This is a genomic window from Actinoallomurus iriomotensis (assembly GCF_030269445.1).
GTDB classification, from domain to species: Bacteria; Actinomycetota; Actinomycetes; order Streptosporangiales; family Streptosporangiaceae; genus Actinoallomurus; species Actinoallomurus iriomotensis.
Genome location: NZ_BSTJ01000006.1, coordinates 31,658 through 47,954, shown reverse-complemented (window position 1 = coordinate 47,954; position 16,297 = coordinate 31,658). Strand labels below are relative to the sequence as shown.

The window sequence follows — 16,297 nt, the reverse complement described above, 5'->3', positions numbered from 1 at the left end:
CCGCGACACGAAATCGATAACCGGGGGTTCACCGGACCAGGGCCCGGGCGATGACGATCTGCTGGATCTGGCTGGTGCCCTCGTAGATGCGGAAGAGGCGAACGTCCCGGTAGAGGCGCTCGACGGCCACGCCGCGCATGTAGCCCATCCCGCCGAAGACCTGCACGGCACGGTCGGCGATCCGCCCCGCCATCTCCGAGCAGAAGTACTTCGCGCACGAGGGCCCCATCCGGCGGTCCTCGCCCGAGTCGTACGCCTCGGCGGCCTGCAGGACCATCGCGCGGCCCGCGTACAGCTCGGTCTGGGAGTCGGCGAGCAGGCCCTGGATGAGCTGGTGGTCGGCGATCCGCCGCCCGCCCTGCTTCCGCTCCTTGGCGTACGCGACGGTCTCGTCGAGAAGGCGCTGGCTCAGGCCGACGCAGACGGCGGCGATGTGCAGGCGGCCGTGGGACAGCGAGGTCATGGCCGTGCGCAAGCCGGTGCCCTCGTCGCCGACCATGGCCGACGCCGGGACGCGTACGCCGTCGAAGAACACCTCGGCGGTGTGGGCCCCGCGCTGACCCATCTTCTGGTCCGGCCGGCCCACCGTGAGGCCCTCCGTGCCCGCCTCGACGATGAAGGTCGAGATGCCGTGGCCGCCCTCGCCCCCGGTGCGGGCGAACACCAGGAAGACGTCGGCTTCCGGCGCGTTCGTGATGAAACGCTTGCTGCCGTCGATGACGTAGTGGTCGCCGTCTTTCCGGGCCGTCGTGGTCAGCGTGCTCGGGTCGGAGCCGGCCTCGGCCTCGGTCAGGGCGAACGCTCCGATGGCCGTACCGGCGGCCAGCCGCGGAAGCCACCGTTCGCGCTGCTCGTCGGTGCCGGCCTTGACGATCACCTGGCCGGCGATGCCGTTGCTGGTGCCGAACATCGACCGGAAGGCCGGACCGGCATAGCCGAGCTCGAACGCGAGGCGCACCTCCTCGCTCATCGACAGGCCCAGGCCGCCGTACGCCTCGGGGAGGGCGTACCCGAACAGGCCCATGTCGGCCGAGGCCTGGCGCAGGTCATCGGGGATCCGGTCGGTCTCCTCGATCTCCTCCTCGCGCGGGACCACCTTCTCGCACACGAAGGAACGGACCGCGTCGAGCACATCCGCGAAGTCCTGGGCGTCCATGAGGCCTCCGGCTGACCGAATCGGATTCCGAAATTATGTTCTGGACTCTACCCAGTCGCCCCTTCCGTAGGTATGCGAGGGAACAATGGGGAGTCATGGAACTCACCCAGGTGCGACTGATCGTTTCCGACTTCAAGGCCTGCTTTCGCTTCTACCGGGACGTGCTGGGGCTGAAGCCGCAGTTCGACGACGACTCCGGGCCGTACGCGAAGTTCAGCCCGGACGAGGGATCGGCCGGGATCGCGCTGCACGACCGTGCCTCGCTGGAGGAGGCCGTGCCGGGCCTCGCGGCCGCCGCCGGCGACCGGGCGCTTGTCGTGCTGAAGGTCGATGACGTGGACCGCTACGCCGCCTCGCTCGCCGAGCGCGGGGTCACGCTGCTCGCGGAGCCCTCGGTGATGTGGGAGCGGCTCCGGGTCGCGTACCTGCGCGACCCGGAGGGCAACCTGATCGAGCTCCAGCAGTGGCTCGCCGGCCGCTGACCTAGACGCCGCTCTCCAGCGTCGGGTAGTCGGTGTAGCCACGGTGATCGCCGCCGTAGAAGGTCGCCCGGTCCGCCTCGTTGTAGGGCCCACCGGCCCGGATGCGCGCGGGCAGGTCCGGGTTGGCCAGCCAGAGCTGGGCGAACGCGATCGCGTCGGCGACGCCCTCGCGGAGGGCCGCCGCGCCGTCCTCGGGTGCGGCCGGGGAGGACAGCGCCTCCGGGGTCGGGTGCGGGTTGAGGATCAGCGCACCCGGCCACTCGGCGCGCAGCGTCCGCGTGAGCGCGCGGTCGCCGAGCTCCATGACGTGCAGGTACGCCAGGCCCACCGGCGCCAGCTCGCGCAGCAGCGCGCGGTAGAGCTCCTCGGAGTCGCTCTCGCTGACGCCGTTGGCCGCACCGCCCGGCGAGACGCGCAGGCCGACGCGCTCGGGCCCGATCGCGTCGGCGACCGCCCGTACGACCTCGGCGGCGAAGCGGATCCGGTTCGGGATCGAGCCCCCGTACGCGTCGGTACGCCGGTTGCTCCCGTCGGCGAGGAACTGCTGGATCAGGTAGCCGTTGGCGCCGTGCAGCTCCACTCCGTCGAACCCGGCCTCGATGGCGTTGCGCGCCGCGGCCGCGAAGTCCTCGATCGTCCGGGCGATGTCCTCGAGGGTCAGCTCCCGCGGCGTCGGGTGGTCGAGCATGCCCTCCGGGGTGAACAGCTTCTCCCCCGAGGCGATCGGCGACGGCCCGACCGGCAGCGCGTCATCGGGGTAGAGGTAGGGATGGCCGACCCGCCCGCTGTGCATGATCTGGGCGAAGATCCGGCCGCCTCTGGCGTGCACGGCCCCGGTCACCGCGCGCCATGCCTCCGTCTGGTCCGCGTCGTGCAGTCCCGGGGTCCAGATGTAGCCCTGGCCGATCACGCTCGGCTGGATCCCCTCGGTGATGATCAGTCCCGCCTCGGCGCGCTGCGCGTAGTACTCCACGGTCAGTTCGTTCACCCTGCCCGCGTCCACGACACGGCTCCGGGTCATCGGGGACATCACCAGGCGGTTCCGCAGCTCCAGCTTTCCGATCTTCACCGGCTCGAACAGCTCGTTCATGGCTTCCTCACACTCGTTGTGGCTGCTCACGAACGTACGGACAGCCGGGTACGGACCGAATCCGTAGGGTTTCGGTATTCGGCCCCGTAATTTGGATGCCGTGCTTCACGGGCGTATGACCGAGCTGGCGCGGCTCTCCCAGCTGATCACCGAGGCGCGCGTCGATCGGCGCAGCGGCGCGGCGGTGCTGCGCGGCGAGGCGGGCATCGGCAAGTCCGCGCTGCTCGAATGGGCCGCGCAGGAGGCGACGCATGCCACACCGGGGGCGGACGGGGACATGCGGGTGCTGCGCGTCACCGGCTTCGAGGCCGAGCGCGACATCGCCTTCGCCGGTCTCCTGCAGTTGCTCTGGCCGGTGCGCGACCGGATCGACGGACTGCCGCAGGCGCAGGCCGACGCCCTGCACGGCGCGCTCGGGGCGCACGACCGGGCCGCCGACGCGGACGGCGCGGCGCCGAACCGCTTCGCCTGCGGGCTGGCCGTGCTGACGCTCATGGCCGACCTCGCCGAGGACGGACCGGTGCTGTGCCTGATCGACGACGCCCAGTGGCTCGACGCCGCGACGGCGGAGGCCCTGCTGTTCGCCGCCCGCCGGCTCGCCGCCGAGGGCGTGGTGATGCTGTTCGCCGCACGCGAGGACGGCTTCGTACGCCCGGGCCTGCCCGAGGCGCCGCTGTCCCGGCTGACCGACGCCGACGCCGAGCGCCTGCTGGCCGAGCGCCGGGACGGCCTCCCCCCGGACCTGCGCACGCGGGTCCTCCGCGAGTCGGAGGGCAATCCGCTGGCACTGCTGGAGTTCGGCTCCGCGCGGCGCGCGCCCGTGGCCCTGACGCCGCTGCCGCTGGCCGAGCGGGTCGCCGCCGCGTTCCGCGCGCGGATCGTCGACCTCCCCGACCGGGCCCGGCTCATGCTGCTGCTCTCGGCGGCCGAGGGGCGCGGGCACATGCCCACTCTGCTCTCCGCCGCGGCGACATTCGGCGTCGGCCTCACCGACCTGGAGGAGGCCGAACGCGCCCGCCTCGTGGAGGTCACCGGCGCCTCGATCCGGTTCCGGCATCCGCTGATCCGCTCGGCGACCTACCACGGCGCCGTGGCCGCCCAGCGGATCACGGTGCACCGGGCGCTCGCCGACGCGTCCGAGGACCCCGACTGCCGCGTGCGTCACCGCGCCGCGGTGACGCTGTCGCCGGACGAGGACGTCGCCGCCGAGTTGCAGGACGCGGCCGAACGCGCGCTGCGCCGCGCGGGGTTCGGCCCGGCCGCCGCGCTCTACCGGCGGTCTGCGGAGCTCACCCCGGACCGCGCCGACCGGGCGCGGCGGCTCGGCGCGGCGGCGGACGCGGTGTTCCGGTCGGGTCTTCCGGCCGACGCCGACGAGCTCGCGAGGCAGGCGGAGAAGCTCACCGACGCCCCGGACGCGCGGGCCCGGCTCGCCCGGATCCGCGCGGCCGTGGAGTTCGAACGCGGCGATCCCGCGGCGGCGGCCCGGCTGCTCGTCGAGTACGCCGCGCACGCGGCGCCCGCCGACGCCGTCGCCATGCTGCGCACGGGCGCCACCCACGCGTGGGCCGCGGGCGACACCGCGACGATCGGCCGCGCGGTCGGCCTGCTGGACGCCTCGGGTCGCGACGACGACGCCGTTCGGGGCCTGGGCCGCCTCGCCGAAAACGATCACGCGGCCGGGCTGCCCCTCCTGGCACGGGCCGTACGGGACCGCCGTACGACGGCGCCGGCCGCCACGGACGACCGGATCCACGCCGTCCGCTGGAGCCTGGTGCTCGGCGACGACACGGCCGCGCTCGAACTGGCCACCGCCGAGGTCGCGTACCGCCGCCGCGAGGGACTCGTCGGCGGGCTGCCGAACGCCCTGGAGGCCCTCGCGCAGGCGCAGCTCGCGGCCGGATCGCACCGCGACGCCGAGGCCACCGCGCAGGAGGCGATCACGATCGCCCGCGACATCGGCGTCGAACCGTGCGAGGGCCGGGTCGGCACGGTGCTGGCGCGGATCGCGGCGATCGAGGGAGACGAGGAACGCCTGCGGACCCTGATCGAGGACGCGTCGCCGCCCGCCGGCGGGACCGCCGACATCGCGCTGGCGCTGCTCGACCTGGGGCTGGGCCGGTATGAGGCGGCGCTGCACCGCCTGGAGGAGGTCGCGCAGGGCCCCTGGCGGCACTCGGCGGCCGGGGCGGCCGCCGCCGCGGACCAGGTCGAGGCGGCGGTGCGGGCCGGGCAGCCGGAACGCGCGCATGAGGCGTCGCGGCGGCTCGACGCCTGGACGGAGGCCGGCGGACCGCCGTGGGCGCGCGCCGTCGCGCTCCGCAGCCGGGCTCTCCTGTGCGACATCGACGCGGACGCCGAGGCGGCGTTCGCGGGTGCCGTGCGGCTGCACGAGGAGGATGGCGGGCGGCCGCTCGAGCGGGCGCGCACCGAGCTGCTCTACGGCGAGTGGCTGCGCCGTGTCCGGCGCCGGAGCGACGCCCGCGATCCCCTTCGTTCGGCCGCGCAGCTCTTCGACCGCCTGAGGGCCGCACCCTGGAGCGAACGGGCTCGCTCGGAGCTGCGGGCGACCGGCGAGACCGGCTCCGCCGTCCCGTCGCACCGGCAGGCCACGGCGCCCGACCTCCTCGACCGGCTCACCCCGCAGGAGTTCCAGGTCGTGCGGCTCGCCGCGGAGGGGAGCAGCAGCCGGGAGATCGCCGCTCGGCTGTTCCTCAGCCCGCGCACGGTCGAGTACCACCTGTACAAGGCCTATCCCAAGCTGGGTGTCTCGTCCCGCCGTGAGCTGGCCCGCCTCCACCTGGACCCGGCGGCCGCTCGCTCGTGACCACGGCCGCGCGGCCGGCCAGGGGCCGCCGCTCGCTCCGCTTTGCGATGATGCGGGCATGGCTCCCCCGCTCACCCCGCCCTCGGACGACTCCGATATTCCCGGCTTCTGGCGGTCGCTCGGGCTTCCCGGCCTGATCGACGTGCACACGCACTTCATGCCGGACAACGTGCTGCGCAAGGTACGGGCCTACTTCGACCGCTTCGACGAGGCGGGGCTGTCATGGTCGGCGCGGTACCGGTCGGATGAACCGGACCGGCTCGCGCTGCTGCGCTCCTTCGGCGTACGGCGGTTCACGGCGCTGCTGTATCCGCACCGCCCCGGCATGGCGGAGTGGCTCAACGGCTGGGGCGCCGAGTTCGCCGCGCGAACGCCCGACGCCCTGCGTACCGCGACGTTCTTCGCCGAGCCGTCCGCGGCGCGCTACGTGGAGGAGGCGCTCGCCTCGGGCACCCGGGTGTTCAAGGCACACGTCCAGGTGGGCGGCTACGACCCGCGCGATCCGCTGCTGGAGCCGGTGTGGGGGCTGCTGGCGGAGGCGGGCGTGCCGGTCGTCGTACACTGCGGGTCGGGACCGGAGCCGGGCGGCCACACCGGTCCGGCGATCTTCAGCGAGGTCATCGTCCGGCATCCGCGGCTGGTGCCGATCATCGCGCACATGGGGATGCCGGAGTACGGGGAGTTCCTGTCGCTGGCCGAACGCTTCCCGCAGGTCCGCCTGGACACCACGATGGCGTTCACCGACTTCACGGAGAAGGTGCGGCCGTGGCCGTCGTCGCTGACGCCGCGCCTGGCCGACCTGGGCGACCGCATCCTGCTGGGCACGGACTTCCCGAACATCCCGTACGCGTACGCGGAGCAGCTGGCCGCGCTCGTACGGCTGGATCTGGGCGACGACTGGCTGCGCGCGGTGTGCCACGACAACGCCGCACGGCTGTTCGAGGTGCCTCCGCCGGCCGGAGCGGACGCCTGAGACGAAAGAGGACGCCGCCGGGTGAACCGACGGCGCCCTGGTCACGGTGGGTACACGACGTCCGCGGGTGGGTCCCCTTCCCCCAAAGAGGGCCCACCCGCGAACATTCGCCTTCCAGGGCTTTGGACGGGTACAGATCCAGGGCCCGGGAAACCGACCCTCGCATCGTCTCCCCCATGAATCCCCCCGAATTCACAGACGACGCGTCAGGCCTCCGTGGTGGTCTCAGGTTGTAGGAACACGCTACGTGGAGGCCTGTGAGCTGACGTCCGTCCCGGGATGACACTTGGCCGTACACCCGCGGGTGTACGGCCAAGTAACCTGCGCCATCCGCCGATGACGCCGCGGAACGCGGCGCTATTCGCCTCGTCTAGTTACCGGTGGCCTCGGCCTTGGCCGACGGCGGCCTGCTCGCGGGCACCGCGGCGGCCCGGCGCGTCGGCGGTCTGCTGGCGGGCACCGCGGCGACCTCGGCTCTGGCCGACGGCGGCCTACTGGCGGGCACCGCGGCGACCTCGGCCTTCGCCGACGGCGGCCTGCTGACGAGTTTCGCGGCGTTCGGTACGGCCCGGCCGACGGCGCTCCTCTGCGTGGACGGCGTCGGGTGCTGGTACGCCGACGCCCCCCAGCCCGCCAGGGCCACTCCTGCCGCCGCGACGACGGCAATGGTCCCGACGGGACGGCTCAACATTCTCACCACGGTTCTCCCTGCCATTTCGCTGGACGGTCGCGCGGCCATCGTAAGAAGGCCCCGTGGACACCCGGCCTCACTTCAGATCTGGCTGAAACGAACACTCCGCGGCGAGCCCGCACTCCAGCCTGCGCTACCTCGGGGGTGGGGTGCGCTGGAACGCGTTCGGGCAGGTCACGGGAGCGACGTGGGCCGTACGGCGATGGTGCGATGTTCTCGCATCCCAGCCCGCCGTCCCCGAAGGGTTCGACCGATGAGTACGCCCACGATGCCGCCCCGATCCGCCCGCCGCGCCGACGATCGCGGCCGTCCCGCTCCCCGCGGTCCCGTCGAAATGATCCGGCGGCACCCGCTGGTCTCGTTCTTCGTCCTGGCGTACGCGGCGAGCTGGCTGGCCTGGCTGCCGTACGTGCTGTCCGGCGACGGACTCGGCGTGCTGCACTTCCGCTTCCCCGAGCTGCTGGGCGACGCCCAGATCCCCGGCGTCCTGCCGGGTGCCTACCTCGGACCGCTCGGCTCCGCCCTCGTGGTCTCGGCGGTCACCGGCGGGCGGGACGGGCTGCGCCGCTGGCGGCAGCGGCTGTTCCGGCTGCGGGTCGGCGGCTGGTACTGGTACCCGATCGTGCTGATCGGCGTCCCGGTGCTGCTGGTGGGCGGCACCGCAGCGCTGCCCGGCGCCGCCGCGAGCCTCCGCACCCCCTCCATCGCCGTCATCGCCGCGTACCTGCCCATGCTCCTCGTCCAGGTGCTGACCACCGGCATGGCCGAGGAGCCCGGCTGGCGCGACTTCGCCCTGCCGCTGATCCAGCGCCGCCACGGCGCGGCCCTCGGCACCCTGATCCTCGGCGTGGTCTGGGGCTGCTGGCACCTGCCGCTGTTCTTCACGAGCTGGTCGCTCGGCGGCACCCGGCCCGACACGGCCCACTGGTGGATCACGCTCGGCGCGTTCCTCGTCATGGCCGTGGCGATCAGCTACCTCATCACCTGGGTGTTCAACCACACCCGTGAGAGCCTGCCGGTCGCCCTGCTGCTGCACGCGAGCAACAACGCGGTCGCCAGCCTCGTCCTGCCGGAGCTGTTCGCGGACACGCACCAGTCGTGGATTCTGACCGCCGGCGTGATCGGCTACGGCACCGTCGCGGTCATCCTCCTCGTCGTCACCCGCGGCCGCCTCGGCTACCACGGCCCGCGCGACTGACGCCGTCCGGAACAGCCCCCACCGCGGTCATCGCGGTGGGGGCCGCCTCTTGTGCCCCGGCGGTGCGGTCGATGGTGCGCACGAGGATCTCGCGTGCTTCGGCGAGCTCGCCGGCGCGGCGGTCGAGGGCGGTCAGTTGCTCGCGCAGGGCGTCCAGGACACCGGGGCACGGACGCAGGTTCGACGTGCCGGCCGCGCACGGCAGGATCTGCCGGATGACGCGCGTGGGGAGTCCGGCGGACAGCAGGACCCGGATCCGGGCGACCGTCTGCTCGGTCGCCTCACCGTAGTCGCGGTAGCCGTTGGGGAGGCGCCGGGAGCTGATCAGGCCTCGGTTCTCGTAGTAGCGCAGCAGGCGCTCGCTCACTCCGGTGCGCCGCGCGAGTTCTCCGATCAGCACCAGGTCCCCTGTTCGCTTGACCTTCCAACTGTGTCAGGGCGCAACGGTGACACGGCCGGGCCCATTCCAGCCGCGGCCCGGCCGGTACCCGAGGAGAACAATTGATCATCGATGCGCACAGCCACGTCCACGACCCGGTCGCCGACCACATCGCACTGCTGGACGAGGCGGGAGTGGACCGCGCGGTGCTGTTCATGACCCGCCCCCATCCGGAGCGCGCGGCCGATCTGGCGTCACTGCGCCGGGAGATGGCGATCCTGCACGACCGGCTGCACGGCCGGGACGACCAGGCCGACACGTACCGGGCCGCCTCGGCGGAGCTGGACGCCGCCCTGGCGGCGTGGCCCGACCGGTTCATCGGCTTCGGTTCGGTGCCGCTCGTGCTGCCGGACGAGCGGATCGCGGCCGCCGTGGAACGGGACGTGGTGGAGCACGGGCTGCGGGGCATCGGAGAACTGACCCCGCCGCCCGGGCAGGCGGCACGCATCGAGCCCGTGCTGCGGGCCGCCGACGACCAGGGTGGGCTGCCGGTGGTCGTCCACGGTGCCGCGCCCACGACGGCCGACGACCTTCGTACTCTCGCCGCGCTCGCTCGCCGGTATCCGCGCGTGCCGTTGGTCGTGAGCCAGCTCGGCGGGGCGTACTGGATGGACGCCGTGGAACTGGTGCGCGAGACGCCCTCCATGTACCTGGAGCTGTCCACCGCGAGCATCATCTTCGCGGTCCGCCTGGCGATCAGCGAGATCCCCGAACGCACGATGTTCGGGTCCGACGCTCCGTACGGCGACCCCGTGCTGGCCAGGACGACCGTCGAACGCGTCACCGCCTCCGGTGAGATCCGCGACCGCGTCCTCGGCGCGACCGCCGCCGCCCTGCTGGGCCTGTCCTGACCCACGCCGCTGCCCGGTGCCCCAAAAGATTTGTCGACATGTCGGGCGATCGCGCCCGCAAAGAGAATTACTATGGACGTCGGCTCTAATCTGAATCGGCAATCGCAGTAATTCTTATTGACATAATAGCAACAAGGGGGCGCAATTGTCTACTCGCGAAATCGAGCGCGAACAGAATTACGTCGCGATGCTCTACCGGCGTGTCGATGAGCTGCGGGAACGGGCGGCGGAGCGGATGGCGGGCGTGCTGCGGGAGGCTGCCGGAACCCGGCAGGCGCGCGTTGAACGGGAGGTCGCGGTCACCCGCTACGCCGAGCGGGTGGCGAAATTCGACGCGGCGGAGAAGGGACTGTGCTTCGGCCGGCTCGATCGGCGCGACGACGAGCGGTTCTACATCGGGCGGATCGGCGTTCTCGACGAGGAGGGCGACCCCCTGCTGCTCGACTGGCGCGCCCCGGCCGCGCGTCCCTTCTACGTCGCCACGGCCGCCGCGCCGGGCGGTGTACGGCGCCGGCGCCACATCACCACGCGCGACCGCCGGGTGATCGGCCTCGACGACGAGGTGCTGGACGGCGACGCCGCCGTTGAGGAGGGGCTGATCGGGGAGGCCGCGCTGCTGGCGGCGGTCAACGCCGGGCGTACCGGCCGGATGCGGGACATCGTGGAGACCCTGCAGGCCGAGCAGGATGAGATCATCCGCTCCGGCCCGCGGGGAGTGCTGGTGGTGCAGGGCGGGCCGGGCACCGGAAAGACGGCCGTCGCGCTGCACCGCGCCGCGTACCTCCTGTACACCCACCGGCAGCTGGCCGAGCGCGGCGTGCTCGTCGTCGGCCCGAACGCCACCTTCCTGCGGTACATCGGCCAGGTGCTGCCCGGCCTCGGCGAGACCAGCGTGCTGCTGTCGACGGTCGGCGACCTGTTCCCCGGGGTCACGGCCGGCCGCGCCGAACCACCGACGACCGCCGAGATCAAGGGCCGGGCGATCATGGCCGACGTGGTGGCCGCCGCCGTACGGGATCGGCAGGCGCCACCCCGCGGCCCCGTGGAGATCGCGTACGGCGACCAGACGCTGCGGCTGGAAGAGGAGGACTACCGGCGTGCGGCGCGTGCGGCGCTGACCGGGCCGGTGCTCCACAACCAGGCACGGCGGATCTTCGTACGGGAGCTGCTCGACCTGCTCACGCGACAGGTCGCCCAGCGCCTGGAGGCCGTCGCGCTCGACGACGAAGGTCGCCCGCTCGACGGGGGCGACGGCCTTGGCACGCTCGGTGAGGCGGACGTACGGGCCCTGCTCAAGGCCGGGTATCCCCAGGAGCTGCTCGACGCCGACTCCGTCGCCGGGGACGACGGACGGCCGCTCCTGGACGAGGACGACCTGGCGGAGCTGCGCGCGGAACTCGCCGCCGCCCCGGGCGTACGGGCCGTACTCGACGAGCTGTGGCCCGGCCTGACACCGCAGCGTCTGCTGTCGGACCTGTTCGCCGACCCGGCTCGGCTCGCGTCGGCCGCGCCCCATCTCACCGACGCGGAGCGCGGGCTGCTGTCACGCGCATCGGGCGGCGGCTGGACGCCGGCGGACGTCCCGCTGCTGGACGAGGCGGCCGAGCTGCTCGGCGAGGACGACCGGGAGGCACGGGCGCAGGCGGCCCGCCGGGCGCGTGCGGCGGCCGAGCGCCGCGAGGAGATCGAGTACGCGCAGGGCGTGCTGGAGATCTCGGTCGGCTCGCGATCCAGCGACCTGGAGGAGGGCGAGATCCCCGAGATCCTCACCGCGGCCGACCTGCTGGGCGCCGAGGAGCTGGCCGGACGGCAGGAGACGGTGACCCGCCGCACCGTGGCCGAGCGGGCCGCCGCCGACCGTACCTGGACCTTCGGGCATGTGATCGTGGACGAGGCGCAGGAGCTGTCCGCGATGGCCTGGCGGCTGCTCATGCGGCGCTGCCCGAGCCGCTCGATGACGATCGTGGGCGACGTGGCGCAGACCGGCGACGCGGCCGGCGCCTCCTCGTGGGAGCAGGCCCTGCGCCCCCACGCGGGTGACCGCTGGCGCCTCGCGCAGCTGACCGTGAACTACCGGACCCCGGCCGAGATCATGGCCGCCGCCGCGGACGTGCTCGCCACCCTCGACCCCGCACTGGAACCACCCCGGTCCGTACGGCAGGCGGGCGTGCCGCCCTGGCGCCTCGCCACCACCCCCGCCGGCCTCCCGAACGCCCTGGCCGAGCACGCCGCGAGGGAGGCGGCGCGCCTGGAGGAGGGCCGCCTGGCCGTGATCGTCCCGGAGGCCCGCCTGGCGGAACTGGCCGCGGCCGTCGCCGCGGAGGTCCCCGGCGCGGCGTACGGCCCCGACCCCGATCTGGAGCGCCCGGTCGTGGTGCTGAGCGTCCGGCAGGCGAAGGGCCTGGAGTTCGACTCGGTCCTCATCGCCGACCCCGCGGCGATCCTGACCGCCTCCCCGCGCGGCCGGAACGACCTGTACGTGGCCCTCACCCGCGCGACCCAGCGCCTCGGCGTCCTCCACCCGGGAGCGGTCCCGGCCGAACTCGCCGGAATCAGCGAGGGCTTTGAACATTCCGTTGACAACAGAACGTTTAATTCTTAACGTGAGCGCATGACCGATGATCCGTTCGTGACCCCCGATCCGGCCGACGCCCGTGCCAAGCGCAGGTATCTGGCGCTGACGAGGCTCACCGAGCGACACGCGCGCGGTGACCTCCGCGCGCGCTGGGAGCGGTCCCGGATGCCCATGGGCCCGCTGGACGCCTGGCGTCAGGTGATCGACGTCGCGGGCGGTGGGCTGACGCTTCAGGAGGGGGAGCCGAGCGCGGACGTCGATGACATCGCCGCGGCCCTGACCCTGGTCCACTCGGCGCGAGCCGAGGTGGACGAGCTGGAGATCGGACTGCTGGAGATGGCCCGGGGACGCGGCATGACCTGGCAGCAGATCGCCTTCTCCATGGGGTTGGGCTCGGCTCAGGCGGCCCGCCAGCGACACCAGCGGCTGACCGCCCGTACCGATGCCGAGCTGGACTGACCGGCCCGGCCGGAGACCGGCGACGGCTCAGGTGAGTTCCAGGCCCCCGTCGATGGTGAGGATCTGACCGGTGAGCCAGGTCGTGGCCGGGTCGGCGAGACGCAGGATCCACGAGGCGACCTCGTCGGGTTCGCCGCGGCGGCCGAGAGGGATGCGGGCGGCCTCGTCCTGTTTGATCTTCTCGACGGTCGTCTCGGGCAGCCCGGACGCGGCCAGCGCCTCGCTCTCGGTCGGTCCCGGAGCCAGAGCGTTGACGCGGACACCGTCGGCGGCCAGTTCCAGCGCCCAGCTGCGGGTGAGCTGTTCCAGCGCGGCCTTCGACGCGGCGTAGTGGGCGGCACCGGGGAGGGGCCGATGGCCGTACGTGCTGGAGACGTTGACGATCGACCCCTTGGCCCGGCGGAGGTGAGGCAGGGCGGCGCGGGCGAGCAGGCTCGGCGCGGTGACGTTGAGGTCGAACAGGCCGGCGACACCGTCGGCGGTGGTCTCGGTCAGCGGCATCACCTTGGTGGCACCGGCACTGTTGACCAGCACGTCCAGGCGTCCCCAGCGGCCGGTGGCGGCGTCGATCACTCCGGCGGGCGCGTCCGGGGCGCACACGTCGGCGGAGTGCGCGACGATCCCGGGGTGTCCGGTGGCGGTCTCCGCCAGGGCGTCCTCGCGACGCCCGACGCCGAGGACGCGGGCGCCGGCGCGGGCGAAGGCACGCGCGGTGGCACGGCCGATGCCCGATCCGGCGCCGGTGACGACGACGACCCTGCCGCTGAGATCCGTGTCGAACTGGACGGTCACACTCTCACCTTCGCTCGTTACTCGTCGGCCGTGCGTGGGCCGTCTTCCAGCGCCTGGACCGCGCCGAGCAGCGCCTGCAGACCGACCTGGTCGCGTTCGGCGTCCGCCGGGTCGAACAGCCACTCGCCGACCGGCAGGCCGGAGGTGTCCTCCGGGCCGCTGGACTCGGTCAGGATCATCTCCTCTCTGACCTCGAGCTCCAGCTCGTGCAGGAAGCCGTCTCCCGGGACGCTCACGAGCGGCCCTGCCAGTCGTGGTACCGGATCTCGCCGAGGGTCGCGTCGTCGCCCGGCACCAGGGACCGCTCGCTCAGCTCGGTGCCGAAGTAGCGGGCGTGCGGGTCGGTGACCACCTCGCGCGGGTCGTTCCAGGCGGCGAGGGCCGCCCGGAAGAACTCATCCATCGGGAACCGCTCCGGCCCGCCGATCTCCACCCTGCCGTTCGCCGGCGCCGCCACCGCGGCCCTGCCGACCAGCCGGGACACGTCCTCACCCGCGATGGGCTGGAAGGAGACCGGAGCCACCCGGAACGTGCCGCCCTCGGTGCCCGTGTCGGCGATGCCGCGGACGAACTCGAAGAACTGCGTCGCCTGCACGATCGTGAACGGGATGGACGAGCTCTCGATCAGCTTGTGCTGCGCGGTCTTCGCCCGCAGGTAGCCGCTGTCGGGCAGCTGGTCGGCCCCCACCACCGACAGCGCGACGTGGTGCCCGACGCCCGCCGCCGCCTCGGCGGCCAGCAGGTTACGCGTGGAGGTCTCGAAGAACTCCATCACCGGGCCGTCCTCGAACGACGGGGAGTTGGAGACGTCGACCACCACGGACGCGCCGGCCACGACGTCGGCGAGCCCCTCGCCGGTGAGAGCGTTGACTCCGGTGCTCGGCGCCGCCGCCACCGCCTCGTGTCCGTGCTCGCTCAGGTTCGTCACGAGCCGGGATCCGATGAGGCCGGTGCCGCCGATGACCACGATCTTCATGAAGTGCCTTCCTGTCCGCCGGGGCGTCCTTTCCGCCCGGCTCACCAGCTAGGACCGGACAGCCCCGCGATCTGTGACAGCCCCGGCGGAATTCGCTCGATGACGCCCGCGGCCTGCCCCGAGTCCGCCCTGGATAGGCTGGGCGGAAGCGACGGACGGCGATCGGGCGGGCGGTCTATGCGCGCGGAACGACCAGGAACGGACGGCGGGCTCGACCAGGCCGCCTCCACCTACCTGGAGCTGCGCCCACGCTTGTTCGGCATCGCCTACCGCATGCTCGGCAGCGTGGCGGAGGCCGAGGACATCCTTCAGGAGGTCTGGGTGCGCTGGCAGCGCACCGACCGTACCGTCGTGCTCGACCCCGCGGCGTTCCTCGCCCGTACCACCACCCGCCTGGCCATCAACCAGGCGCAGTCCGCCAGGGCACGCCGCGAGACGTACGTCGGCCCCTGGCTGCCCGAGCCCGTCGACACCAGCGCCGACCCGGCGGTGGGGGCCGAACGCGGAGAGGCCGTCGAACTCGCCGTCCTGCTCCTGCTGGAGAAGCTCAACCCCACCGAACGCGCCGCGTACGTCCTGCGTGAGGCCTTCGACTACCCGTACGGCGAGATCGCCGACATCCTGCGGACCAGCGCCGTCAACACCCGCCAGATCGTCAGCCGCGCCCGCAAACGCCTGTCCGCCGAGCGGCGTGAACCCGTCGACACGGCCGAGCACCGGAGGCTCCTGGAGGTCTTCCTCGCCGCCGCCCGGGCAGGCGACGTCGCCGCCCTCGAAGATCTCTTCGCCGCGGACGTCGTCAGCTACACCGACGGCGACGGCATCAAGGGGGCCGCGAGGATCCCGGTCGCGGGCCACACCCGCGTGGCGAAGTTCATCGTCGCCTTCGGGCCGCGCTTCTGGCCGGGCGCGACCGTCGAATGGGTGGAGGTCAACGGACGCCCCGGCGTGCTGATCTCCCGCGAGGGCACCGACGTCGCCCTGCTGAGCATCGACGCGCGGCCGGAGGGCATCCAGACGCTCCTGTGGATGATGAACCCGGTGAAGCTGGCGGCCTTCGCGCGCTCGCGCTCCGCCCGGAAGTGACCGAAGAGCGTGGCGCCACCGTACTGAACCGGCCGCGCTGCTCGCCGGACCTACTGTCGGCGCATGAGCAGGTTGCCCCGGCGGAACCGCTCCTCTTCCTGCGGTTCGCGCAGCATCCGGCCGACCTCCACGAAGTCGGCCTTGCGCGCCAGCGCGGCCAGGTCGTCGATCGGCCACCGGTAGGCCGGCGTCACCTTGTGGTCGAACATCGTCGTCGGCCCGCCCTCGGATTCGAAGAAGCCGAGCAGGAGGTGACCGCCCGGGGCCAGCACCCGGCGGAACTCGGTGAAGTACGGGGGCAGTTCCGCCGGAGGGACGTGGATGAGGGAGTACCAGGACAGGATGCCGCTGAGTTCGCCGTCGGCCACGTCGAGGGCGTCCATCGAGCCGACCTCGAAGCGCAGGTCGGGATGGGCGGCGCGGGCATGGTCGATCATCGCCGGAGACAGGTCGACGCCGAAGGCGTCCAGGCCCAGGTCGCGCAGATGCGCGGTCGTGTACCCGGGGCCGCAGCCCACTTCGGCGACGGTTCCGGCGCCGTCCGCACGTACGGAGTCGGCGAACGCGGCGAGCACCGCGCGGTCCAGCGGCACCTGGGCGAGCGCGCCCTGGGCGAGCTCCACGTAGGGAGCCACCACGGCGTCGTAGGCATCAGCTGTCGCACTGAGGTAGGCAGGTCGTTCGGTCACGGCCCACGACTCT

16 protein-coding genes are annotated in these 16,297 nt (G+C 72.9%); 8 read left to right on the top strand and 8 right to left on the bottom strand.

What is annotated here, in order from left to right:
- Nucleotides 1–28 precede the first annotated feature (28 nt).
- Complete coding sequence (locus QSK37_RS23985) at nt 29–1,156, bottom strand: acyl-CoA dehydrogenase family protein (protein ID WP_285625094.1); 1,128 nt, start codon at nt 1,154–1,156, stop codon at nt 29–31.
- A 95-nt stretch (nt 1,157–1,251) separates the two neighbouring features.
- Between QSK37_RS23985 and QSK37_RS23980 the strand changes: the two genes are divergently transcribed.
- A complete protein-coding gene (locus tag QSK37_RS23980; protein ID WP_285625092.1) occupies nt 1,252–1,638 on the top strand; it encodes a VOC family protein in 387 nt (128 codons plus the stop codon).
- Nucleotide 1,639: 1 nt separating this feature from the next.
- Here QSK37_RS23980 and QSK37_RS23975 read toward each other — a convergent pair whose 3' ends face one another.
- Entirely contained in the window at nt 1,640–2,728 is a 1,089-nt protein-coding gene (locus tag QSK37_RS23975) for an alkene reductase (RefSeq protein ID WP_285625090.1), read from the bottom strand.
- Between the two features lie 100 nt (nt 2,729–2,828).
- Here QSK37_RS23975 and QSK37_RS23970 point away from each other — a divergent pair, with 100 nt between their 5' ends.
- Nucleotides 2,829–5,555 carry an ATP-binding protein gene (locus QSK37_RS23970; RefSeq protein ID WP_285625088.1) on the top strand — a complete coding sequence of 909 codons (2,727 nt, stop codon included), beginning with the start codon at nt 2,829–2,831 and terminating at the stop codon, nt 5,553–5,555.
- A 58-nt stretch (nt 5,556–5,613) separates the two neighbouring features.
- Nucleotides 5,614–6,528 carry an amidohydrolase family protein gene (locus QSK37_RS23965; protein ID WP_285625085.1) on the top strand — a complete coding sequence of 305 codons (915 nt, stop codon included), beginning with the start codon at nt 5,614–5,616 and terminating at the stop codon, nt 6,526–6,528.
- A gap of 370 nt (nt 6,529–6,898) precedes the next feature.
- On the opposite strand, the gene QSK37_RS23960 is transcribed toward QSK37_RS23965, so the two are convergent.
- Nucleotides 6,899–7,225 carry a hypothetical protein gene (locus tag QSK37_RS23960; RefSeq protein WP_285625082.1) on the bottom strand — a complete coding sequence of 109 codons (327 nt, stop codon included), beginning with the start codon at nt 7,223–7,225 and terminating at the stop codon, nt 6,899–6,901.
- Between the two features lie 247 nt (nt 7,226–7,472).
- On the opposite strand from QSK37_RS23960, the gene QSK37_RS23955 reads away from it, so the two are divergent.
- Entirely contained in the window at nt 7,473–8,417 is a 945-nt protein-coding gene (locus QSK37_RS23955) for a CPBP family intramembrane glutamic endopeptidase (RefSeq protein WP_285625079.1), read from the top strand.
- On the opposite strand, the gene QSK37_RS23950 is transcribed toward QSK37_RS23955, so the two are convergent.
- Nucleotides 8,377–8,817, bottom strand: coding sequence for a MerR family transcriptional regulator (locus tag QSK37_RS23950; RefSeq protein WP_285625077.1), 441 nt, complete (start codon nt 8,815–8,817; stop codon nt 8,377–8,379). The genes QSK37_RS23955 and QSK37_RS23950 overlap by 41 nt on opposite strands.
- A gap of 101 nt (nt 8,818–8,918) precedes the next feature.
- Between QSK37_RS23950 and QSK37_RS23945 the strand changes: the two genes are divergently transcribed.
- The 3 genes from QSK37_RS23945 (at nt 8,919) to QSK37_RS23935 (ending at nt 12,741) form a co-directional block, all read left to right on the top strand.
- Complete coding sequence (locus tag QSK37_RS23945; protein WP_285625075.1) at nt 8,919–9,707, top strand: amidohydrolase family protein; 789 nt, start codon at nt 8,919–8,921, stop codon at nt 9,705–9,707.
- A 145-nt stretch (nt 9,708–9,852) separates the two neighbouring features.
- A complete protein-coding gene (locus QSK37_RS23940) occupies nt 9,853–12,309 on the top strand; it encodes a HelD family protein (RefSeq protein WP_285625072.1) in 2,457 nt (818 codons plus the stop codon).
- 9 nt (nt 12,310–12,318) lie between these two features.
- Nucleotides 12,319–12,741, top strand: coding sequence for a DNA-binding protein (locus tag QSK37_RS23935; RefSeq protein WP_285625069.1), 423 nt, complete (start codon nt 12,319–12,321; stop codon nt 12,739–12,741).
- Between the two features lie 27 nt (nt 12,742–12,768).
- Here the strand turns inward: QSK37_RS23935 and QSK37_RS23930 are convergent, their stop codons facing one another.
- The 3 genes from QSK37_RS23930 to QSK37_RS23920 are packed head-to-tail and all read right to left on the bottom strand — an operon-like array spanning nt 12,769 to nt 14,509.
- Nucleotides 12,769–13,533 carry an SDR family NAD(P)-dependent oxidoreductase gene (locus QSK37_RS23930; protein WP_285625066.1) on the bottom strand — a complete coding sequence of 255 codons (765 nt, stop codon included), beginning with the start codon at nt 13,531–13,533 and terminating at the stop codon, nt 12,769–12,771.
- 17 nt (nt 13,534–13,550) lie between these two features.
- On the bottom strand, nt 13,551–13,769 hold the full coding sequence (locus QSK37_RS23925; RefSeq protein WP_285625063.1) for a hypothetical protein: 219 nt from the start codon (nt 13,767–13,769) through the stop codon (nt 13,551–13,553).
- A complete protein-coding gene (locus tag QSK37_RS23920; RefSeq protein WP_285625060.1) occupies nt 13,766–14,509 on the bottom strand; it encodes an SDR family oxidoreductase in 744 nt (247 codons plus the stop codon). Before QSK37_RS23920 ends, QSK37_RS23925 begins: the two co-directional genes overlap by 4 nt.
- A 177-nt stretch (nt 14,510–14,686) precedes the next feature.
- Between QSK37_RS23920 and QSK37_RS23915 the strand changes: the two genes are divergently transcribed.
- On the top strand, nt 14,687–15,595 hold the full coding sequence (locus QSK37_RS23915; protein ID WP_285625058.1) for an RNA polymerase sigma-70 factor: 909 nt from the start codon (nt 14,687–14,689) through the stop codon (nt 15,593–15,595).
- A 50-nt stretch (nt 15,596–15,645) separates the two neighbouring features.
- Here QSK37_RS23915 and QSK37_RS23910 read toward each other — a convergent pair whose 3' ends face one another.
- Nucleotides 15,646–16,284, bottom strand: coding sequence for a class I SAM-dependent methyltransferase (locus QSK37_RS23910; RefSeq protein ID WP_285625054.1), 639 nt, complete (start codon nt 16,282–16,284; stop codon nt 15,646–15,648).
- Nucleotides 16,285–16,297 lie beyond the last annotated feature (13 nt).